Raw genomic sequence first — 20,745 nt, forward strand, 5'->3', positions numbered from 1 at the left:
CGGTGCCGTTTGCCGCAGTGGACGGCGCGCTGGGACTAGCTTGCCTGCTGGGTTAAACCGTCAATGATCACCTGCTTCATCCCTTGCGAGCAGGGTTCCACACGCCCGCGCACACCGTAGACCTGCGCCAGACTTTCCGGCGTTATCACCTCGCCAGGTACACCGTTCGCCACTAACTCGCCTTGTTTGAGGATCAGCACATGGTCGCCGTGGCGCAGCGCGATATTGATATCGTGCACCACCACCACGGTGACGATATTGCGGCTGCGCGTTTCCCGCTTCACCAGATCCATCACGTGGAACTGGTAGTTGAGATCCAGCGCGCTGAGTGGTTCATCGAGCAACAACAGTGAAGGCTGGCGGATCAGCGATTGCGCCAGCCCGACTAACTGTTTCTGCCCGCCGGAGAGCTGGTCGAGGTAGTGCAGCGCCAGATGCTCGATACCGAGCTGGCGCAGGAGCGACATCACTTCCGCCTGCTTTGCCGCGCTGTGTAAGCCGCCGGAAGCACGTTGTGCGACGATAATCGACTCCAGCACATGCAGATGAACGCCCGCTGGCAGCGATTGCGGCAGATAGACGACCTGCTCGGCGCGTTTTGCAAACGGCTGGCTGAGCAGGTCTTCGCCATCCAGCAACAATTCCCCTTCTGCTTTGTTCAGCCCGGCCATTGCCCGCAGCAGCGTCGATTTGCCGCTGCCGTTTGGCCCAAGCAGAATTGTCACTTTGCCGCGCGGCAAATGAGAAATATTGAGATCGCGAATAATCTGTCGCTTGTGATACCCCGCGCCAAAACCGCGCAGGCTCAGGCCGCTCTGGCTCATACACTCCCCCGGTGGCGCACAATGATGGTGATAAAGAACGGCACGCCAACCAGCGAGGTGACAATGCCCACCGGAATAATTACCCCGTCGATCAGGTTTTTGGAAACGATAGAAGCCAGCGATAACACCAGCGCGCCAATCAACGCGCTACCCGGCAGATAAAAACGGTGATCCTCGCCAAACAACATGCGGGCGATATGCGGAGCGACCAGGCCGATAAAACCAATCGGGCCGACAAACGCTACCGACAGCGCTGACAAAATACTGATGCGCAAAAGCGTCGCCAGCCGCAGGCGACGCACGTTAATGCCAAAACTTATCGCCCGATCTTCGCCAAGGCGCAGCGACGTCAGTTTCCATGAACTGAGCATCGACAGCGGCATGATCACCGCCAGCGCCAGTAGCAAAATGCCAAGTTTCTCCCACGACGCGCGGGCAATGCTGCCCATGGTCCAGAACACCAGCCCCTGCAGCGTGTCTTCGTTGGCGATAAATTGCAGCATCGACACCAGCGCGTTGAAGGTAAACACCAGCGCGATACCGAACAGCACCACGCCGGAGGTCGCCACCTGCGTCCAGCGGGTAATACCGTCCAGCAACAGCGCCGCCAGCAGCGCAAAAAGAAACGCGTTCACCGAGATAAACCACTGCCCTGGTACGCCGGGAATACCGATACCAAGTACAATCGCCAGCGCCGCGCCAAACGCCGCCGCCGACGACACACCCAGCGTAAATGGGCTGGCTAACGGGTTATTCAGGATGGTTTGCATCTCCGCACCCGCCAGACCCAGCGTGAGCCCAACAATGATCGCCATCAGCGCGTACGGCATGCGGATATCCCAGACAATCACCCGCGTTCCGGCATCGGCGCTCGCCGGGTCAACCAGCGTTTGCCACAGCGTATCCAGCGGCAAACCAGAGGGGCCGAGGGTGAAATCCAGCAGCATTGAGGCGGCAATGAACACCACCAGCAGCGCCAGCAAACTGACGCGGCGGCGAAGGATCACGCGGTAATTGAGCATCAGGCTGTCCGCAGCCGTTTCCTGCCTCTGCTCGTTTGTTTCCAGCGTGGTACTCATTTGCCCTGCTGCCAGCTATACACGAAGTTGTTATCCGGCAGTTTGGTGAAGTTTTTGATGATGTGATGGTAGGTCGCATCCGGGTTCAAATCCGCAAACGCCTGCGGATAGATATCTTTCGCCAGATATTCCATGCCGACAATGTTGTACGGATGATTGTAGAAGTGGTGGTAAACGCCATACACACGTTTTGCACTGACCGCCGGGATCTGCGCGACACCGGTGCGTTGCAGCAGCACCTGCGCCTGTTTATTGACCTCATCTTGTGAGACGTTCAGCCCGAGCGGCAGTACCTGGCTGTTACCCCGTTTAGAGCCGGTCATGATATAGACATCCGGGTTGGCGCTGATGAGTTTTTCAAGCGAGATAAACCCGGTTGCTCCCGGTAGCAGCTCAGAGCCAAGGTTCTTCGCGCCGACCGCTTCAACCAGCCCGCCCCAACCGCTGTGCCCGTGGGTAAAGCAGCAGCTATCCGCGTTACCGGCCAGCGCTTCGACGAATACCTTCGGTTTCGGGTTGATGGCGGCGGTTTTCTGCTCAATCGCTGCTAATTGCTGGCGATAATAGGCGGTGTACGCCGCCGCGTTGCTTTCGCGGTTAATCACTTTACCCAGCAGATCGATACTCGGCGCGGTGTCTTTTGCCGGGTTCACTTCGTAATCAACAAACAGCACCGGAATGTGCAGCGTGGTCAGTTTAGCCAGCACGCCGCTATCGGCCAGCGCCGGTTTCGCGCGCAACTGCGCAATCATCAGATCCGGCTGTTTCGCCAGCACGCTTTCCAGATCAACATTGCCTTTATCGCTAAAGCCCATGTCCATAATGCGGGTCGCTTCCGGCCACTGGGTTTTCAGCATTTCCCAGGTGGCAATGTCCTGTTTTTTCGCCAGATTATTCCACGCCACCAGCCGTTTAAACGGATTGTCGCGATCCAGCAGCGCCATCGTCATGATGTCGCGCCCGTCCTGCAAAATAATGCGTTGCGGTTCGTGTTCAATGGTCACTTTGCGGCCATCGAAATCGGTTACGGTGAGCGGATATTGCGTGGCGTGCGCCAGCATGGGAACAGCGAGTAAAGCGGAGAGCACGAATGTAAAGATTGATTTCCCTTGCATAAAAAAACAACCCTGCAGATAGTCAGATATTAATGATTTTGATAATTATTATCATGTCTAAATAAACGAAACATATACAACATCAAAAAATAGGCTGACCGCAACCCCGCGTTAACATCCTGATTCGTTTTCTCTTTTGCTGACATCGTTTCTTACGGATTTTCACCGCCGCGATGGATTACCTTCGTGCTTTGCCAAAAACCTGCGGAAACGGTTGATGAAATACGCCCTGTTTTTATTCCTTTGTACCTTTATCTCCAGCGTGCGGGCGGATGATGCCGTCCGACTTCACTGCCCGACACGCGGCAACCTGACGGTCTCTTTTTTTGACTACAACCTGATAACCATGAAGTGGAGCGACCATTTTCAGGTCGCGGCGGGCAAAGAGCGCAGCAAAACCAAAGCGGGCGTCCCGTTCTGGAGCACCACGTTTGGTAACGGCGACAACTTAGCCTTTTTCCCGGATTCCGGTCAGTACTATCTTTTTTATGCTGGCGCGAATGCGCCTGAACAGTGCAGCGAGCTGGGCAGTTTTGTCTACCCGGTGATCACCCCGCCGCGCTATGACAAAAACGCCAGTACGCCGCAAAGCCAGGCCAGCACCATTGATAAGGATGTGATTTTGCTGCACCCGGCGACCTGAATTTCCCCTACCCAATCCAGTAGCCTCCCTTTGTGACACGCCGCAAGGCGTGTATGCTGCCAGCGCCGCTGCGGCATACAGGGAGGTCATCATGCAAAAATTCATTATGTTGATAGTTATCGTGTTGCTTTCGGGCTGCGCGACGACGTCGCCAATGCCAGAATGGGACAACATCACCGCGCTTGAAGTGCGCCAGGATCGCATCACCGCCTATTCCGACCATTACGCCTACAACTTCATCCGTAACGATCCGCATGCTGATGCCTACGCCCGGTACGCTGAGTTTTATCAGGAGTTTGCCAGCCATGTTCCCGGCGTTGCCGTGAACTTTGTGGTGAAAGATAAAAAGGTGACGGCTGAGTACAAAGCGCTCGTTGATATCTCCGGGCTCAGTGCCGCGCAAATTGAGCGCCTGCGTTATCACTACGGGGCAAACATTATTGAGCCGAATAAAAAGCTGGCGGTGACCTTCAGAGCGCAGGGTGACGTGGTCTACATTCTGCAACACCCGTACGGCCCTGATACCCGTACGCTGGAAAAACCGGTGACCGTCACGATTAACGACACCACCAAACAGCATGTCTCGTGGACGGCGCCCCTACTGATCCCGGCGTTTCCACTGATTATGATTTACGGCTGCGCCACCGGGCCGTGCGTGTGATCGGCGCCGTTTCCCGCATAGAGAGTTACCGCCGTCTGGCAAGCAAACAGCGGTGTTAAGCCGGTACGTTGGTAATTAGCGTGGCTGGAAGATCCCGTTCGCCACATCAGCAGGTGTCACCACGCCGCTGTCGAGTACCCAGCCGCTGATGAGCGCCGCTGGTGTGACATCAAATGCCGGGTTGTAAACCCGCGCATTTTCCGGCGCCCAGTTCACTGCGCCAAAACTCCCGGCCACCCCGGTCACTTCCGCGGCAGCGCGCTGCTCAATGGGAATGGCATCGCCATTCGGGCAGTGCGGGTCGAGCGTGGTTTGCGGCGCAGCCACATAAAACGGGACGTTGTGGAATTTCGCCAGTACCGCCAGCGAATAGGTGCCGATTTTGTTCGCCACATCGCCATTGGCGGCAATGCGATCGGCGCCAACCCATACCGCATCCACCTGCCCTTTCGCCATCAGGCTGGCGGCCATGGAATCAGTAATTAACTGATACGGCACCCCCAGCTCGCCCAGTTCCCAGGCCGTTAGCCGCCCGCCCTGTAATAATGGGCGGGTTTCATCCACCCACACATGGGTAATTTTTTCCTGCTGATGCGCCCGCGCAATGACACCCAGCGCGGTGCCGACGCCCGCTGTCGCCAGCCCACCGGTGTTGCAGTGGGTCAGCAGTCGGCTGCCAGCTTGCACCAGCGCGCTGCCCGCTTCGGCAATGTTGTCGCACAACTGTTTATCTTCTTCGACAAGCCGCAGCGCTTCGGCGGTTAACGCCGCCACAAAATGCTCCTGCGTGAGCGCCTGTTTCATGCGATCAAGGTTATTCATCAGGTTCACCGCCGTCGGGCGCGCCGCGCGCAACGTTTCCAGCGCCTGCGCCAGTTGGTCGCGGTTTGCGCCCTGTTCTGCCAGCAGCGCCAGCAATAAGCTGGCAGAAAGGCCAATCAACGGCGCGCCACGCACCCGTAGGGCATGAATATGGCCGACAAGATCCTCTACCGTGCTGGCCGGTAGCCACTGTTTCTGCTGCGGTAAGGCCTGTTGGTCGAGAATAAATAATTGATTGTCGGCGACTCGCAGGCTGGTGGTCTGTAATGGCTGCATTGCGTTAAATCCCTGTTGCGTTGTTGTAGCGTATTGTGTCAGGATGAATTCCGGATGTATAGACGTCTAAATGGCTTTATTAGCAAAAGAGGATCGAGGCAATGTCGCAATACCGTACCTTCTCCGCCCGCGATGCCGTGGCGTATGCACAACAATTTGGCGGCCTGGACAACCCGTCCGAACTGGTGGACGCACAGGAGGTGGGCGACGGTAACCTCAATCTGGTGTTCAAAATTTTCGATACCCAGGGCGTGAGCCGCATTATTGTCAAACAGGCGCTGCCCTATGTGCGCTGCGTGGGTGAATCCTGGCCGTTAACGCTTGATCGCGCCCGGCTGGAAGCGCAAACGCTGGTCGAACATTACCAGCACAGCCCGCAGCATACGGTAAAAATCCACCACTTCGACCCGCAACTGGCGGTGATGGTGATGGAAGATCTCTCCGATCATAAAATCTGGCGCGGCGAGCTCATTAACAATGTGTTTTACCCGCAAGCGGCTGCGCAACTGGGCGAATACCTGGCGCAGGTGCTGTTTCACACCAGTGATTTTTACCTCCATCCGCATGACAAAAAAGCGCAGGTCGCACAGTTCATTAACCCGGAAATGTGCGAAATCACTGAAGATCTGTTCTTCAACGATCCCTACCAGGTTCATGAGCGCAACAACTACCCGGCTGCGCTGGAAACGGAGGTCGCCGCCCTGCGCGATGACGCGCAACTGAAACTGGCGGTGGCGGCGTTAAAGCACCGCTTCTTTTCTCACGCCGAAGCACTGCTGCACGGCGATATTCACAGCGGCTCGATTTTTGTCGCCGACGGTAGCCTGAAGGCGATTGACGCCGAGTTTGGTTACTTTGGCCCCATCGGTTTTGATATCGGCACCGCCATCGGCAACCTGCTGCTCAACTACTGCGGTTTACCAGGGCATCTGGGCATTCGCGATGCGGCCAGCGCGCGTGAACAGCGTCTGACCGATATTCAAACCCTGTGGACCACCTTTGCCGAGCGCTTCCAGGCGCTGGCGCGAGAGAAAACCCGCGACGCGGCACTAGCACAACCGGGCTACGCCAGCGCCTTCCTGAAAAAAGTGTGGACCGACGCAATCGGTTTTTGCGGCACGGAGCTGATTCGCCGCAGCGTTGGGCTTTCACACGTCGCCGATATCGACACCATCAACGATGAAGAGATGCGCCACGCCTGCCTGCGCCACGCCATCACGCTCGGTAAAGCGCTGATTGTCATCGCCGAGCGCATTGATAACGTCGATGAGCTGATTGCCCGAGTGCGTCAGTACAGCTAACGCAGCCCTCTCCCCCTGTCGGGGGAGAGAACCTCACTACCCGAGATACTCGATTATCGACAACCCGCCGTTGTAATCGGTGCTGTAGATAATGCCGTTCACATCAACAAACACATCGCAAGACTGGATCACGCGCGGGCGTGCAGGCCGCGTATCCATCATCTTCGCTGGCGCGGCAGGCACCAGCGCGCCGGTTTCCACCGGGCGATACGGGTTAGAAATATCGTAAGCCCGCACGCCCGCGTTCTGGTAAGTGGCGAAAATCAGCGTCGAGCTGATAAAGCTGCCAGGGCGATTTTCGTGCAGGTTGTGCGGCCCGAAATGCGCCCCTTTCGCCACATAATCGGTTTCGTCCGGCTGCGGGAACGTCGAGATACTTACCGGATTTGACGGCTCACGAATATCAAACAACCAGATCAGCTTCTCGCCATCTTCCTGATTGTCGAGCACCGCTTCATCCAGCACCACCAGCAAGTCCCGGTCCGGTAGCGGTAGCGCGGTGTGCGTGCCGCCGCCAAACGGCGGACTCCAGTTGCGGTGGCTGATCAGCTTCGGCTGGGTTCTGTCTTTCACATCCAGTAGCGTTAACCCGCCGTCGCGCCAGCTACCGTACGCCGTATCCCCGGCGATAATCGCGTGGTGTAGCGCATAGCGTTTGCCTTCCGACCACGCTGGCGTTTCCCCTGCGGCCTGGTTCATTCCCGGCAGCCACCAGCGCCCGGCAACCTGCGGTTTACGCGGATCGGCCAGATCGATGGTCAGGAAAATATAGTCGGTAAAGCCGTCGATCAGCGCCGAGACATACGCCCAGCGCCCGCCCACATACCAGATACGGTGAATGCCGATGCCGTTGAGCGACAGAAAGCTGATTTCGCGCGGTTTATCGGGCGTGGAGATATCAAAAATGCGCAGCCCGGCGCTCCAGCCTTTGTCCTGCACATCGCTGACCGTCTCGCCGACCGAGCGGGTGTAGTAAACCTTTTCATCGGCAAAGCGCGCATCGGCGAACAGATCGCGGGCGTTGATTACTAAAAGCAGATCGTCATGGGCTTGCAGATGCACATTCCAGGTGCCCGGCGGGGCCGGGACGTAACCGGCGGCTTTCGGGTTTTTCGGGTCGCGCACATCCACTATCGAAAACCCCTGCGACACCATATGCCCGATATAGGCAAAGCCACGGTGCACCATCAGTTGCACACCGTCCGGGCGACCGCCCTGGTCGCTGTGACCAATCAGCCGCATATTGCGGCTGTATTCAGGACGCGGTAATTCACTCGCCATGTCCGTTCCTTACTTGTTTTTCGCTTCCAGCGTGGCGAACCACGGCGCGATAAAATCTTCCGTCTGACCCCAGCCCGGAATGATTTTGCCGAGCGACGCCACATTCACCGCGCCCGGCTGGCTTGCCAGCAGCGCTTGCGGAATGGCAGCGGCTTTAAAATCGTAGGTGGCAGGGGTCTGTTCACCGGCAATTTTATTGGCGATGAGGCGCACATTGGTGGCACCAATCAGTTTCGGATCCACCGCCACGCTTACTTTCCACGGGCTGCCCGACTCGCGCATCAGTTGCAGATCCTGGTTGGAAACGTCGATGCTGTAGAGTTTGATCTCGGTGCGACCGTTCTCTTTCAGCGCTTTATACGCGCCCTGGCTGAAGGCATCCCAGGTGCCCCAGATTGCATCAATCTGCCCTTTCGGGTATTTCGCCAGCACCGCGCCCACTTTGTTGGCCGTGTCGCCCTGCACATCGGAAGAGACCGCGCCAATCGACTCCAGCTCTTTAATGCCTGGATTGGCTTTCAGCAACTCGGCGTAGGCGGCCTGGCGGCGCTCCATCGGCGGGAAACCGGCGACCCACAGCTTGATAATGTTGGCTTTGCCGTTGAAATCTTTCACCAGCTCGCCAAAGGAGAGTTTGGTCAGCGAGGCGTCATCCTGCTGCGTCACCGTCACGCCCGGAATTTCACCGTTAACAGCGGTATCAAACACCGCCACTTTGATGCCCGCTGCGACCGCTTTTTTAATCAGATCGGTGGAGTACGGATCGCGCCCCTGCGACAGAATAATGCCGTCATATTTCTGGCTGATCGCCTGGTTAACGAAGTCCTGGAATTTGGCGTCATCACCGTTGCTCAAAAAGGTGCTGATTTTAAAACCGAGTTTTTTACCTTCCTGCAACGCGCCGGAGACAAACTGGGTGGTGTTATCGTCTGAACCCAGGTTGCGGATAAGCGCAATGCGTATCGGGCCGTGGTGATTAGCAATGGCGTCCGGCACCGGCGCAGGTGTAGTAGCATGGCCTGGCAGCGCGCTCAGTAAGCCCAGCGCCAGCAGTGAGAGTGCAATTTTTTTCATCTGTTTTCCCCTGAAGAATTAACGACGCTGGAAGTAAGTCAACGCAAGGGCACCGGCCAGCACCAGCCCCTTAATAATGTCCATCGCGTAATAGGGCACCGACAGCATCACCAGCCCGTTTTGCAGCACACCGAGAATAACCGCCCCCACCAGCGTGCCGAGCGCATTCGGTTTGCCGGAACCGGCGAGCGAGAAACCGATCCACGCCGCCGCCACCGCATCCATCAAATAACCGCCACCGGCGTTGACCTGCGAAGAGCCAATGCGTGACGCCAGCAGAATGCCGCCCAGCCCCGCCAACAGCGAGGCGATAACATATGCCGCCACTTTGTAGCGCGTGGTACGAATGCCGGACAGGCGCGCCGCTTCCGGGTTGCCGCCAATGGCATACATGCGACGACCGTGGGTGGTCAGCGACAAACCCAACTGCGCGACAACCGTCACCACCAGCATAATGATCACAATGGTCGGCACCTGGCCGAGCAGACCAAACGCCGCCGGAATGGTGCCCTCCGCCATATCGCCGCTCGGCAGCACCATGTTTTCGGTAATCGAACCGCCATAGCTGTAGGTCATTGCCACACCCTGAATCACAAACAGGCTGCCAAGCGTCGCCAGCATGTCGGGAATGCGCAGCACCACAATTAAAAAGGCGTTGAACAAGCCCACCAGCGTACACAGTGCCAGCGTGATAATGATGGCTTCGGTGGTACCAACGCCGTGCCAGACAAACAACGAAATCACCAGCGCATTCGCCAGTGAGGCGGTGGAACCGACCGACAGATCAAACCCGCCGATGGTCAGCGAAATAGAGACACCAATCGCAATCACCGTGACGATGGCGATGGATCGCAAAATGTTGATGATGTTGAAGGGATCGAGGAAGTTGTCCGACGCCACGCCAAAGATGGCGACAAGCGCGACCACGGTAAGCAACATGCCCCATTTATAGAGAAAATCAAAAAACTGCTGGCGGGGCGTCGCCGCCGCATTGACTGAAAGGGCCTTACTCACGGCGCCGTTCCTCCGGTGGAATAATAAAGAAGCGTCTCTTCGCGGGCATCCTCGCCCTGCACTTCCGCAACAATGCGCCCATCCCACAGCACACAAATCCGGTCACACAACCCCACCAGTTCGGCGAATTCACCCGAGGCGTAAATCACCCCTTTGCCTTCGCACGCCAGGCCATCAATCAACTGGAACAGGTCGGTTTTCGCTTTCACGTCCACGCCTTTGGTCGGCTCATCGAAAATCACCACATTGGCGTGACCGCGCAGCCATTTACCAATCGCCACTTTTTGCTGGTTGCCGCCGGAAAGACGGCGCAGCGTCTGCCCCGGCCCGGTAGTGCGCACGCCAACGCGGGCAATCACTTCCTGCGCCCAGCGCCAGGCCTGGCGATGCGCAAAAAAGCCCCAGCGCGAGAAACTGTTATCCGCGCTAATGGACAAATTCATGCTCACCGGCTCATCAATAAAAATGCCCTCTTTGCGCCGCTCTTCCGGCACCAGCGCCAGCCCGCGCATCACGGAATCGGCTGGATCGCGCGGCCGCCACGGTTGGTTATTCAGCTCGCCACGGCTGATTCGGCTTTTACTCGCACCGAACAGCGCCTTACACAGCTCGGTTTTCCCCGCACCCGCCAGACCAGCAATGCCCAGAATTTCCCCTTTACGCAGGCGCAGCGAGATATCTTTCAGCAGCCCCTCGTCATGCAAACCGTCAATGCTTAGCAGCACTTCATCACTGTGCGGTGGACGGGCCGGCGGATAGATGTCGCTCAACTCATGACCGAGCATCTTCTCGACAATCGCTTCGCCGCTCAGGGCATGCATCGGGCCGGATTCAATCAGTTTGCCGTCGCGCAGCACCGTTAAGGTGTCGCAAATCGCGTTCAGTTCGTGGATGCGGTGCGAGATAAACACCACGCCAATGCCCTGCTGTTGCAGGCGTTTGACCACGGTGAACAAGCGCTCACTTTCATGCTGGTCGAGCGGCGCGGTGGGTTCATCGAGAATTAAAAAACGGCAGTGGTGCGAAAGCGCGCGCGCCAGCAGGATCTGCTGCTTCTCCGCCAGCGTGCAGCTATCGATCGAACGTTTTACATCAAACATTACATCGAGTTGCGCCAGCGCCTCGCGCGCCGATTTTCGGATCTCGCCCCAGCGGAAACGATGTCCGCCTTCCGCCAGCTTATCGAGCATGATGTTCTCGGCAATGCTCAAACCCGGGATCAGCGCAACATCCACTTCCTGCTGCACCAGATGAATGCCCAGCTGTTTGGCATCGCGTGGGGTGCGAATCGACACCGCCTGGTTATTGATGGCGATTTCGCCTTCGTAATGGTCGTATGTGCCGCACAGCACCGCCATCAGCGTCGATTTCCCCGCGCCGTTCGCGCCGGTTAAGGCATGCACCGAACCGCCGCGCAGGGAGAAATTGACATGCGACAGCGCCTTAAAGCCGCCAAAGGCCAGGCTTATGCCGCGCATTTCGAGGTGGTTGCTGCTCATTCGCACGCTGTTCCTGCAATTAATAGGTTGATTTAACGAATTTTTCACAGCCTCGCTTGACTGGCAACGACAGAAAATGCATAAGATAAAGCTAAATATTATTAGCCATCCGGATGTCCAGACATAACATCAGGTTAGCGATCACGCACAAGGACACAACACATGAGCAGCACTGATATCCGCGTCGTACCCGGCCCGGCCAACTACTTTTCCCACGCCGGTAGCCTCGCGCGGTTGCATGATTTCTTCAGCGAAGAACAACTGGCGCGCGCGGTATGGATCTATGGCGAGCGCGCCTTTGCCGGGGCAAAAGCGTTTTTGCCGCAAGGGTTTAACACGCCGGGCGCGAAACACATTTTGTTTAAAGGCCACTGTAGCGAGCACGACGTGAACGAACTGGCGCAGCAGGCGGGCGACGATCGCGCGGTGGTGATTGGGCTTGGCGGCGGCGCCTTGCTGGATACCGCCAAAGCGGTGGCGCGCCGTCTTGGTTTACCGGTGGTCGCCATTCCGACCATCGCCGCCACCTGTGCGGCGTGGACGCCACTGTCGGTGTGGTATAGCGACGCTGGTCAGGCGCTGCACTTTGAAATTTTCGACGACGCCAATTTTCTGGTGCTGGTTGAACCGCAAATCATCCTTAATGCGCCTGCGGAATATCTGCTGGCAGGCATCGGCGATACGCTGGCGAAGTGGTACGAAGCGGTAGTGCTGGCACCACAACCAGAAAAGCTGCCGCTCACCGTACGTCTGGGGCTAAACGGCGCACTGGCGATCCGCGATGTGTTGCTACAGAGCAGTGAACAAGCTCTTGCTGACCAGCAGCGCGGCGAGGTGACGCAGGCATTTCGCGATGTGGTGGATGCGATTATTGCCGGGGGTGGGATGGTCGGCGGGCTGGGCGAGCGTTACACCCGCGTTGCCGCCGCACACGCGGTGCACAACGGTTTAACCGTGTTGCCGCAAACGGAGAAATTCCTGCACGGCACCAAAGTAGCGTATGGCATTCTGGTGCAGAGCGCCCTGCTCGGCGAGGACGATGTGCTGGCACAGTTGATTAACGCCTATCAGCGTTTCAACTTGCCGACCTCGCTGGTAGCACTGGACGTGGACATTAATAACCGCGCGGAGCTGGATAAAGTGATTGCTCACACTCTGCGCCCGGTGGAGTCGATTCACTACCTGCCGGTGGAACTCTCTGCCGATACGCTGCGCGCGGCGTTTGAAAAAGTGGAAGCGCTGTCGCGCTAATCGCCCTTCTTTGCGTAATGCCGCCGGTAAACGCGTTACCGGCGGCATTTTCTTTTACGCTCGCAGCGGTGTACCGCGAACCGGGCGATCGCCCGCCACGAAATAATCCGCATTGCTGCGCGGCAGCGGCGTGCGGCCACGGATGTTATCGGCAATCTTCTCGCCAATCATAATGGTGGTGGCATTGAGGTTACCGGTGATGATCAGCGGCATGATCGAGGCATCCACCACGCGCAAGGCTTCCAGCCCATGAACACGCCCTTCGCCATCGACCACCGCCATCTCATCGCTGCCCATTTTGCAGGTGCCACACGGGTGATAGGCGGTTTCGGCGTGGTTACGCACAAACTCATCCAGTTGCTCATCGCTCTGGCACTCAATGCCCGGGCTGATTTCCCGCCCGCGATATTTGTCCAGCGCCGGCTGGTTGATGATCTGCCGGGTGATACGAATCGCGTCGCGGAATTCGTACCAGTCCTGCTCATGGGCCATGTAATTAAACTGAATGGCCGGGTGCTGGCGCGGATCGCGCGATTTCAGACGCACAAAACCCCGGCTTGGCGAGCGCATCGAACCCACATGACACTGGAAGCCGTGCGCTTCTACTGCATTTGAGCCGTTGTAGTTAATCGCCACCGGCAGGAAATGGTACTGAATATTCGGCCAGGCGAACTCCTCGCGGCTGCGGATAAACCCGCCGCCCTCGAACTGGTTGCTGGCCCCAATACCCGTGCCGTTAAACAGCCACTCCGCGCCAATTTTCGGCTGGTTCCACCACTTCAGCGCCGGATAGAGCGACACCGGCTCCTTGCACTCATATTGCAGGTACATTTCCAGGTGATCCTGCAAGTTTTCGCCCACGCCCGGTAAATCATGCACCAGCGGAATATCGAACTGCCGGAGCAGATCAGCGGCACCGACGCCGGAGCGCTGCAAAATTTGCGGCGAAGCAATCGCTCCGGCGCAGAGCAACACTTCCCGGCGCGCATGCACCTCATGTACCGTGTCGCTGGAGCCCTGCAAATAGGCCACACCGACAGCGCGTTTCCCCTCAAACAGAATGCGTTCGGTGGTGGCATGGGTAATGATTTTCAGGTTCGGCCGCGTTTTTGCCATGTCGAGATAGCCGCGTGCGGTGCTTGAGCGGCGGCCTTTCGGTGTGACAAAGCGATCCATCGGGCCAAAACCTTCCTGCTGGTAGCCGTTAAGATCGTCAGTGCGGGGGTAACCGGCCTGCACGCCCGCCTCAATCATCGCGGCGAACAGCGGGTTGTTGCCCGGCTTGCAGGTAGTGATGCTGACCGGGCCGTCGCCACCGTGGTAATCGTTCGCGCCGATATCGCGCGTTTCCGATTTACGGTAATAGGGCAGACAGTCGCGGTAGGTCCAGTGCTCAAGACCCGGCTGCTGCGCCCAGTTATCGAGGTCCATCGCGTTGCCGCGCACGTAGCACATGCCGTTAATCAGCGATGAACCGCCCAGCCCTTTACCGCGCCCGCACTCCATGCGGCGGTTATTCATGTGCGGCTCAGGTTCTGTTTCATAGGCCCAGTTGTAGCGCTTGCCCTGCAGCGGGTAAGCCAGCGCCGCAGGCATCTGCGTACGGAAATCAAAACGGTAATCGGGACCACCCGCTTCGAGCAGCAGGACATTCACATCGCTCTCTTCGGTCAGTCTTGTTGCCAAAACGTTCCCTGCGGATCCGGCTCCAATGATGATGTAATCAAATTCCATTCGTCGCTCCTCAGGTTAAAACTTTATTCAAAATACGGACTGAAAACGGCTCAGCTCGAGCTGGACGGATTTAACCTGCGTATAGTTTTGCAGCGTCATCAGGCCATTTTCACGCCCAACGCCGGAGTGCTTGTAGCCGCCCACCGGCATTTCAGCGGCGGATTCCCCCCAGGTGTTGATCCAGCAAATACCGGCTTCAATCTGGTGAATGACACGGTGCGCGCGGTTAAGATCCTGTGTCACCACGCCCGCCGCCAGGCCGTAATCGGTATCGTTGGCGCGGCGCACCGCTTCCTCTTCGCGCTCATAGGTCAGAATCGACATCACCGGACCGAAGATCTCTTCACGCACGATGGTCATCTCATCGCGACAGTCGGTAAATACGGTGGGTTCGACCCACGCCCCGTGGTCGAAGTCACCGCCGGTCAGACGCTTACCGCCGCACAACAGGCGAGCGCCTTCGTTGATGCCGCTTTCGATATAACGCATTACGTTGTCGCGGTGCGCAAAACTGACCAGGGGCCCGAAATTGGTGTTCAGATCGTTGACATCACCGGCTTTAATGCGCGCCACGCGCTCAACGATTTTTGCTTCGAACGCCTGCTGCAAGGCCTTCGGAATAAACACGCGCGTGCCGTTGGTACACACCTGGCCGGAGCTGTAGAAGTTCGCCATCATGGCGATATCGGCGGCGAGATCGAGATCGGCGTCGTCAAAGATAATCAGCGGCGATTTACCGCCCAGCTCCATGGTCACGTCTTTCAGCGTCGAACCAGCCGCATTCGCCATCACTTTCTTGCCGCTGGCAACGCCGCCGGTGAAAGAGACTTTGTCGATGCCCGGATGGTCGGTCAGCAACTGTCCGGTCACCGCGCCGCTGCCGTTCAGCACGTTAAATACGCCGTCTGGCACGCCAGCTTCGCTGTAAATTTCCGCCAGTTTCAGCGCCGTGAGCGGCGTGACTTCGCTCGGTTTAAAGATCATGGCGTTACCGGCCGCCAGCGCAGGCGCAGATTTCCACAGCGCAATCTGGATCGGGTAGTTCCACGCGCCAATCCCGGCCACCACGCCAAGCGGTTCGCGGCGGGTATAGACAAACGAGGTGTCGCGCAGCGGAATTTGCTGGCCTTCAAGAGAGGGGATAAGCCCCGCGTAATACTCGAGTACGTCCGCGCCGGTGACGATATCAACGGCCTGGGTTTCGCTCAGCGGTTTGCCGGTATCCAGCGTTTCCAGCGCCGCCAGTTCATCATTGCGCTCGCGCAGAATATCGACGGCGCGGCGCAGGATGCGCGAGCGCTCCATGGCGGTCATCGCGGCCCAGATTTTCTGCCCTTTTTGCGCACTGGCAACGGCGCTATCGACATCGGCCTGCCCGGCTTCGTGCACCTCGGCCAGCACCTCGCCGTTCGCCGGATTGATGGTCTGGAATGTGTTACCCGCCGCAGCCGGGACGTATTGACCATGGATATAGAGCTGCTGTTCTGCGAATCGGGACATACTTCCTCCTTCTCAGTGATTCGTCGCGCCAGCCAGTTGCTGGCGAATGAATTGGGTGGTGAGCGTTCTGGCAATGTCCAGGTTAAAGGGTTTGCCGCTCAGCGCCGCGCGAAGCCAGAGGCCATCGATCAACGAGGCAAGGCCATGCGCCGCCAGCCGTGCCTGTTCACGCGGCAGATCGCGGCGAAACTCCGTCGCCAGCGTGGAGAACAGTCGGCGGCTGCTGACGCGCTCCAGCCGACCAAGTTGCGGCTGATGCATGCTGCTGGCCCAGAAATCGAGCCAGGCTTTCATCGCCGCGCTGTGAACCTGGCTGTCATCAAAATTGCCTTCGACAATCGCCAGCAAACGCGTTTCGGTACTGGCCTGCGCGAGCGGTTTTAATCGCTGCGCCACGGCGTCGCGCAACTGGCGGGTGATGTCGCGCATGGTCGCTTCCAGCAGACCATTTTTGTCCCGGAAGTAGTGGCTGATGATGCCGGTCGATACGCCAGCGCGGCGCGCAATTTGCGCAATCGTGGCGTCGTTAATTCCTACTTCGTTAATGGTACTCAGGGTCGCATCAATCAGCTGCCGACGGCGTATCGGCTGCATTCCCACCTTTGGCATGGCTCCATCTCCACCGCAATGTAAGGGCCTTATTTAATCTTTTTTTGATTGCACGTTCAATATAAAAAAAGATTTTGTTAGGATACTGTGCTTCAATTGTTAAATAAACGAAGCCGGAATGTATAAGCTAAATACGGCGACGCAAACCGTGAGAACAGAGAGGAGCAAACGCGATAAAACAACCGATGTTTGGCGTTAATGTTTTGAAAAATTACAGGAAATTAACCAGAGGTAACCGATGATTAATCCACCTGCCAGTGAAAAAGACAGAATCAATCCCGTGGTGTTCTACACCTCTGCCGGACTGATTCTGACATTTTCACTGGTCACCATTTTGTACAGCGATTTCGCTGCGACCTGGATCCAGACTACCGTTAACTGGGTCTCCTCCACCTTTGGCTGGTATTACATGCTGGCCGCGACGCTCTATATCGTCTTTGTTATTTATATGGCCTGCTCGCGCTACGGGGCGATTAAACTCGGGCCGGAGCAGTCCAAGCCGGAGTTCAGTTTGCTGAGCTGGTCGGCGATGCTGTTTGCCGCCGGGATCGGTATCGACCTGATGTTCTTCTCCGTCGCGGAGCCGGTGACGCAATATATGCAGCCGCCGGAGGGCGCAGGCCAGACGATGGAAGCCGCACGCCAGGCGATGGTGTGGACGCTGTTCCACTACGGTTTAACCGGCTGGTCGATGTATGCGCTGATGGGGATTGCGCTGGGCTACTTCAGCTACCGCTATAATCTGCCGCTCACTATTCGTTCTGCGCTGTACCCTATTTTCGGTAAACGCATTAACGGCCCGATTGGCCACACGGTGGATATTGCGGCGGTGATCGGCACCATTTTTGGTATTGCCACTACGCTCGGTATTGGCGTGGTGCAGCTTAATTACGGGCTGAAAGTGCTGTTCGACGTGCCGGAAGGGCTGACCGCGCAGATGGCGCTGATTGTGCTGTCGGTGGTGATCGCCACCATTTCGGTCACCTCCGGGGTGGATAAAGGCATTCGCATCCTTTCGGAACTGAACGTGGCGCTGGCGCTCGGGCTGATCCTGTTCGTGCTGTTTATGGGCAAGACCGATTTCCTGCTCAACGCGCTGGTGCTCAACGTTGGCGATTACATCAACCGCTTTATGGGCATGACGCTCAACACCTTCGCGTTTGATCGCCCGACGCAGTGGATGAACAGCTGGACGCTCTTCTTCTGGGCCTGGTGGGTGGCATGGTCGCCGTTTGTCGGGCTGTTCCTTGCACGTATTTCCCGCGGGCGCACCATTCGCGAGTTCGTGCTCGGCACGCTGATTATTCCGTTTACCTTCACCCTGCTGTGGTTGTCGGTGTTTGGTAACGCCGCGCTGTATGAAATTATCCACGGCGATGCCGGTTTTGCCCAGGAGGTGATCGCCCATGCCGAACGCGGGTTCTACAGCCTGCTGGCGCAATATCCGGCGTTCAAACTCAGCGCTTCTGTCGCCACCATTACCGGCCTGTTGTTTTATGTCACCTCGGCGGATTCCGGCTCGCTGGTGCTGGGTAATTTCACCTCGAAGCTGAAAGATATCAATAGCGATGCGCCGAACTGGCTGCGGATTTTCTGGTCGGTCGCTATCGGCGTGCTGACCATGGGCATGCTGATGACCAATGGCATTTCCGCGCTGCAAAATACCACGGTGATCATGGGCTTACCGTTCAGTTTTGTGATCTTCTTTATTATGGCCGGGCTGTATAAATCGCTGAAGGTGGAAGATCACCGCCGTGCCAGCGCCAGCCGCGAAACCGCACCTTATATTCCGGCGAGCAACGATCGCCTGAGCTGGAAAAAACGCCTCTCGCGGCTGATGAATTATCCGGGTACGCATTACACCCGGCAGATGATGGAAACGGTGATTTACCCGGCAATGCAGGATGTGGCAAAAGAGCTGGAACTGCGCGGCGGACGGGTATCGCTTGAAAATGTCGCGCCGGAAGAAGGCCAGCCGCTGGGCTACCTGGATCTGCGCGTCCACCTCGGTGAGGAGCAGGATTTTGTCTACCAGGTGTGGCCACAGCAATACTCCGTACCGGGCTTTACCTACCGCGCACGCAGCGGCAAATCGCACTACTTCCGGCTGGAAACCTTCCTGCTGGAGGGCAGCCAGGGCAATGATTTAATGGACTACAACAAAGAGCAGGTGATCATCGACATACTGGATCAGTACGAACGCCACCTGAACTTTATCCATCTGCACCGCGAAGCGCCGGGCAATAATATTGTTTTCCCTCAGCCATAACGCAACGGGCCACTTCGGTGGCCTGTTTTTACGGCGCAGGCCACAATCCCATTGCCATACGCGCGACGCCGAGTAGCGTTTCCCGGCTCGCGCCATCGCGCGCCTGAATCGACATCCCCTGCTGAATGCTGACATACAACCGGGTCAGCGCATCGATATCGGTGGTCTCAGGTAACTCGCCGCGCTGCTGCGCCTCGCTCAGGCGCGCTTTTAGCTGCGCAACGCCGCCATTACGCAACTGACGAACCCGCTCGCCCAACCGTTCATGGCCTTCGCTGGCAACCGCTGACAGCGTCACCATGCAGCCATGCGGCAAATCGCAGCGGGTTAACACCTCAGCCGATCGCTCCAGCCACGCCGCAATGGCTTTTTTCGGCGATGGCTCGCTTGCCATATCGCCCCAGATCGCTGGCGCAACGCACTGTTCGTAGTGCTGCAACACTTCGTCGTAGAGATCTTCTTTGCTACCGAACGCCGCATACAAGCTGGGCGATTTAATGCCCATCGCCTCATACAGATCGTTCATGGATGTCGCGGTGTACCCCTTCTGCCAGAAGAGTTTCATCGCGTTATTCAGCGCCTCGGTACGGTCAAATTCCCGCGGTCTTCCCCGGCTCACTTTCGCCTCCTCGCATTTTGTGCTGATCGGTATATTAATAAGATTGACGAATGTATGGAAGCCTGTTTATTTTAATTATGTATCAATCGACACATAATTACGGAGCCACCATGTCACATTCACTTGCAGGAAAACGCGCGCTGGTCACCGGCGCGAGCCGCGGTCTGGGAAAAGCCATCGCCTTAACGCTGGCGCGCGAAGGAGCGGACGTCGCCATCACCTGGGAGAAATCCGCCGATAAAGCACAAGCCGTTGTGGAAGCAATCCGCGCGCTGGGGCGTAACGCCGTGGCGATCCAGGCCAACAGCGCCGAACCACAAGCTGCCCGCGCCGCTGTTGATCAAACCGTGCAGCAACTCGGCGGGCTGGACATTTTGGTTAATAACGCCGGCATCGCGCGCGGTGGCCAGTTAGAAGCGATGTCGCAGGAGGATATCGATGCGATGATCAACGTGAATATTCGCGGCGTGGTCTACGCCACCCAGGCGGCCATTGCACATCTGCCCGACGGCGGACGCATTATCAATATCGGCAGTTGCCTCTCCGATCGCGTGCCGTTTAAAGATATCGCCATTTATTCGATGACCAAATCCGCGCTGAACTCATTAACACGCGGGCTGGCGCGGGATTTGGGCCCACGCGGGATCACCGTGAATATGGTGAAACCCGGTTCGACGGACAGCGATATGAACCCGGCGGACGGCGAAGGCGCGGAAGAGCAGCGTCGTATGATTGCGCTGGGGCATTATGGTGAAGCGCAGGATATCGCCGAAGCGGTCGCTTTCCTTGCCAGCCCGGCGGCGAAGCAGATTACCGGTGCGGATATTGTTGTTGATGGCGGCACCAACGCCTGATCCTGGCGAAAATAACTGGCCTATAGCTGAAAGCTTTCCGGAAGCACCAGCCTGGCTGGGGGTTTTCTGTAGATAAAGAAAAGCGGCGCTATGAGCGCCGCTTTTTGAGCAAGACGAGAGTTAACAGCAGCGTGCACCGCCCTTTCCACCGTAGCGCGCATCCTGGCGCTCGCGGAAAAACTCCTCATAAGTCATCGGCGTCTGCTCCGGGTGCGTCACGCGCATATGCTCGACATAGTTGTCATAATCCGGAACGCCAATCATCATTTTCGCCGCCTGGCCTAAATACTTCCCGGCTTTTGAAAGCGTATCGAACATAA

At 57.4% G+C, this 20,745-nt stretch carries 19 protein-coding genes; 6 read left to right on the forward strand and 13 right to left on the reverse strand.

Annotation, left to right across the window (positions count from 1 at the left end; all coding sequences use genetic code 11):
- Positions 1–35: 35 nt before the first annotated feature.
- The 3 genes from AAIG26_RS04845 to AAIG26_RS04855 are packed head-to-tail and all read right to left on the reverse strand — an operon-like array spanning position 36 to position 3,018.
- Positions 36–824 carry an ABC transporter ATP-binding protein gene (locus tag AAIG26_RS04845; protein WP_269231475.1) on the reverse strand — a complete coding sequence of 263 codons (789 nt, stop codon included), beginning with the start codon at positions 822–824 and terminating at the stop codon, positions 36–38.
- Positions 821–1,849: an iron ABC transporter permease gene (locus AAIG26_RS04850; RefSeq protein WP_343180340.1), complete on the reverse strand. Its 1,029-nt coding sequence runs from the start codon at positions 1,847–1,849 to the stop codon at positions 821–823. The genes AAIG26_RS04845 and AAIG26_RS04850 overlap by 4 nt, the downstream gene beginning before the upstream one ends.
- Positions 1,850–1,899: 50 nt before the next feature.
- A complete protein-coding gene (locus tag AAIG26_RS04855; RefSeq protein WP_343180098.1) occupies positions 1,900–3,018 on the reverse strand; it encodes an ABC transporter substrate-binding protein in 1,119 nt (372 codons plus the stop codon).
- 217 nt (positions 3,019–3,235) lie between these two features.
- On the opposite strand from AAIG26_RS04855, the gene AAIG26_RS04860 reads away from it, so the two are divergent.
- Positions 3,236–3,661, forward strand: coding sequence for a hypothetical protein (locus AAIG26_RS04860; RefSeq protein ID WP_045508868.1), 426 nt, complete (start codon positions 3,236–3,238; stop codon positions 3,659–3,661).
- A gap of 91 nt (positions 3,662–3,752) precedes the next feature.
- Positions 3,753–4,322 carry a hypothetical protein gene (locus AAIG26_RS04865; RefSeq protein ID WP_343180100.1) on the forward strand — a complete coding sequence of 190 codons (570 nt, stop codon included), beginning with the start codon at positions 3,753–3,755 and terminating at the stop codon, positions 4,320–4,322.
- A gap of 75 nt (positions 4,323–4,397) precedes the next feature.
- Here the strand turns inward: AAIG26_RS04865 and mtnA are convergent, their stop codons facing one another.
- Complete coding sequence (gene mtnA / locus AAIG26_RS04870; RefSeq protein ID WP_343180101.1) at positions 4,398–5,420, reverse strand: S-methyl-5-thioribose-1-phosphate isomerase; 1,023 nt, start codon at positions 5,418–5,420, stop codon at positions 4,398–4,400.
- A gap of 101 nt (positions 5,421–5,521) precedes the next feature.
- On the opposite strand from mtnA, the gene mtnK reads away from it, so the two are divergent.
- Positions 5,522–6,721, forward strand: a complete 1,200-nt coding sequence (mtnK, locus tag AAIG26_RS04875) for an S-methyl-5-thioribose kinase (RefSeq protein ID WP_343180102.1) — start codon at positions 5,522–5,524, stop codon at positions 6,719–6,721.
- Between the two features lie 36 nt (positions 6,722–6,757).
- Here mtnK and AAIG26_RS04880 read toward each other — a convergent pair whose 3' ends face one another.
- From AAIG26_RS04880 to AAIG26_RS04895, 4 genes are read right to left on the reverse strand one after another with little or no spacing between them, the layout of a single operon-like run.
- Positions 6,758–8,002, reverse strand: a complete 1,245-nt coding sequence (locus AAIG26_RS04880; RefSeq protein WP_343180103.1) for an LVIVD repeat-containing protein — start codon at positions 8,000–8,002, stop codon at positions 6,758–6,760.
- A 9-nt stretch (positions 8,003–8,011) separates the two neighbouring features.
- On the reverse strand, positions 8,012–9,076 hold the full coding sequence (locus AAIG26_RS04885; RefSeq protein ID WP_020456950.1) for a sugar ABC transporter substrate-binding protein: 1,065 nt from the start codon (positions 9,074–9,076) through the stop codon (positions 8,012–8,014).
- 18 nt (positions 9,077–9,094) lie between these two features.
- A complete protein-coding gene (locus AAIG26_RS04890) occupies positions 9,095–10,090 on the reverse strand; it encodes an ABC transporter permease (RefSeq protein ID WP_045508856.1) in 996 nt (331 codons plus the stop codon).
- Positions 10,087–11,589, reverse strand: a complete 1,503-nt coding sequence (locus AAIG26_RS04895) for a sugar ABC transporter ATP-binding protein (protein WP_343180104.1) — start codon at positions 11,587–11,589, stop codon at positions 10,087–10,089. The genes AAIG26_RS04890 and AAIG26_RS04895 overlap by 4 nt, the downstream gene beginning before the upstream one ends.
- 162 nt (positions 11,590–11,751) lie before the next feature.
- Here AAIG26_RS04895 and AAIG26_RS04900 point away from each other — a divergent pair, with 162 nt between their 5' ends.
- Complete coding sequence (locus tag AAIG26_RS04900; protein WP_343180105.1) at positions 11,752–12,840, forward strand: oxidoreductase; 1,089 nt, start codon at positions 11,752–11,754, stop codon at positions 12,838–12,840.
- Between the two features lie 54 nt (positions 12,841–12,894).
- On the opposite strand, the gene betA is transcribed toward AAIG26_RS04900, so the two are convergent.
- Genes betA through betI form a run of 3 tightly spaced genes read right to left on the reverse strand, consistent with a single transcriptional unit; the run spans position 12,895 to position 16,683 of the window.
- Positions 12,895–14,574 (reverse strand): choline dehydrogenase, encoded by a 1,680-nt coding sequence (gene betA, locus AAIG26_RS04905; RefSeq protein WP_343180106.1) that lies wholly within the window; start codon positions 14,572–14,574, stop codon positions 12,895–12,897.
- 27 nt (positions 14,575–14,601) lie between these two features.
- Complete coding sequence (gene betB / locus AAIG26_RS04910) at positions 14,602–16,074, reverse strand: betaine-aldehyde dehydrogenase (RefSeq protein WP_343180108.1); 1,473 nt, start codon at positions 16,072–16,074, stop codon at positions 14,602–14,604.
- Between the two features lie 12 nt (positions 16,075–16,086).
- On the reverse strand, positions 16,087–16,683 hold the full coding sequence (gene betI / locus AAIG26_RS04915; RefSeq protein WP_343180109.1) for a transcriptional regulator BetI: 597 nt from the start codon (positions 16,681–16,683) through the stop codon (positions 16,087–16,089).
- A gap of 238 nt (positions 16,684–16,921) precedes the next feature.
- Here betI and AAIG26_RS04920 point away from each other — a divergent pair, with 238 nt between their 5' ends.
- Positions 16,922–18,952, forward strand: a complete 2,031-nt coding sequence (locus AAIG26_RS04920) for a choline transporter (RefSeq protein WP_045508842.1) — start codon at positions 16,922–16,924, stop codon at positions 18,950–18,952.
- 28 nt (positions 18,953–18,980) lie between these two features.
- On the opposite strand, the gene AAIG26_RS04925 is transcribed toward AAIG26_RS04920, so the two are convergent.
- Positions 18,981–19,571 (reverse strand): TetR/AcrR family transcriptional regulator, encoded by a 591-nt coding sequence (locus AAIG26_RS04925; RefSeq protein ID WP_020456942.1) that lies wholly within the window; start codon positions 19,569–19,571, stop codon positions 18,981–18,983.
- Positions 19,572–19,681: 110 nt separating this feature from the next.
- Between AAIG26_RS04925 and AAIG26_RS04930 the strand changes: the two genes are divergently transcribed.
- The gene (locus AAIG26_RS04930) at positions 19,682–20,425 is read left to right on the forward strand and encodes a 3-oxoacyl-ACP reductase family protein (RefSeq protein ID WP_045508839.1); all 744 of its coding nucleotides are present in this window, start codon (positions 19,682–19,684) and stop codon (positions 20,423–20,425) included.
- 120 nt (positions 20,426–20,545) lie between these two features.
- Here AAIG26_RS04930 and AAIG26_RS04935 read toward each other — a convergent pair whose 3' ends face one another.
- Entirely contained in the window at positions 20,546–20,743 is a 198-nt protein-coding gene (locus tag AAIG26_RS04935) for a YbdD/YjiX family protein (RefSeq protein WP_017455812.1), read from the reverse strand.
- Between the last annotated feature and the right edge of the window lie 2 nt (positions 20,744–20,745).

The organism is Kosakonia sp. PSU_27, assembly GCF_039409795.1.
In the GTDB taxonomy this organism is placed as follows: Bacteria; Pseudomonadota; Gammaproteobacteria; order Enterobacterales; family Enterobacteriaceae; genus Kosakonia.

Coding starts and splice junctions, on each gene's coding strand:
- AAIG26_RS04845 (WP_269231475.1), bottom strand. CDS start 824: ATGAGCCAGAGCGGCCTGAGCCTGCGCGGTTTTGGCGCGGGGTATCAC.
- AAIG26_RS04855 (WP_343180098.1), bottom strand. CDS start 3,018: ATGCAAGGGAAATCAATCTTTACATTCGTGCTCTCCGCTTTACTCGCT.
- AAIG26_RS04860 (WP_045508868.1), top strand. CDS start 3,236: ATGAAATACGCCCTGTTTTTATTCCTTTGTACCTTTATCTCCAGCGTG.
- AAIG26_RS04865 (WP_343180100.1), top strand. CDS start 3,753: ATGCAAAAATTCATTATGTTGATAGTTATCGTGTTGCTTTCGGGCTGC.
- mtnA (WP_343180101.1), bottom strand. CDS start 5,420: ATGCAGCCATTACAGACCACCAGCCTGCGAGTCGCCGACAATCAATTA.
- mtnK (WP_343180102.1), top strand. CDS start 5,522: ATGTCGCAATACCGTACCTTCTCCGCCCGCGATGCCGTGGCGTATGCA.
- AAIG26_RS04880 (WP_343180103.1), bottom strand. CDS start 8,002: ATGGCGAGTGAATTACCGCGTCCTGAATACAGCCGCAATATGCGGCTG.
- AAIG26_RS04885 (WP_020456950.1), bottom strand. CDS start 9,076: ATGAAAAAAATTGCACTCTCACTGCTGGCGCTGGGCTTACTGAGCGCG.
- AAIG26_RS04895 (WP_343180104.1), bottom strand. CDS start 11,589: ATGAGCAGCAACCACCTCGAAATGCGCGGCATAAGCCTGGCCTTTGGC.
- AAIG26_RS04900 (WP_343180105.1), top strand. CDS start 11,752: ATGAGCAGCACTGATATCCGCGTCGTACCCGGCCCGGCCAACTACTTT.
- betA (WP_343180106.1), bottom strand. CDS start 14,574: ATGGAATTTGATTACATCATCATTGGAGCCGGATCCGCAGGGAACGTT.
- betB (WP_343180108.1), bottom strand. CDS start 16,074: ATGTCCCGATTCGCAGAACAGCAGCTCTATATCCATGGTCAATACGTC.
- betI (WP_343180109.1), bottom strand. CDS start 16,683: ATGCCAAAGGTGGGAATGCAGCCGATACGCCGTCGGCAGCTGATTGAT.
- AAIG26_RS04920 (WP_045508842.1), top strand. CDS start 16,922: ATGATTAATCCACCTGCCAGTGAAAAAGACAGAATCAATCCCGTGGTG.
- AAIG26_RS04930 (WP_045508839.1), top strand. CDS start 19,682: ATGTCACATTCACTTGCAGGAAAACGCGCGCTGGTCACCGGCGCGAGC.
- AAIG26_RS04935 (WP_017455812.1), bottom strand. CDS start 20,743: ATGTTCGATACGCTTTCAAAAGCCGGGAAGTATTTAGGCCAGGCGGCG.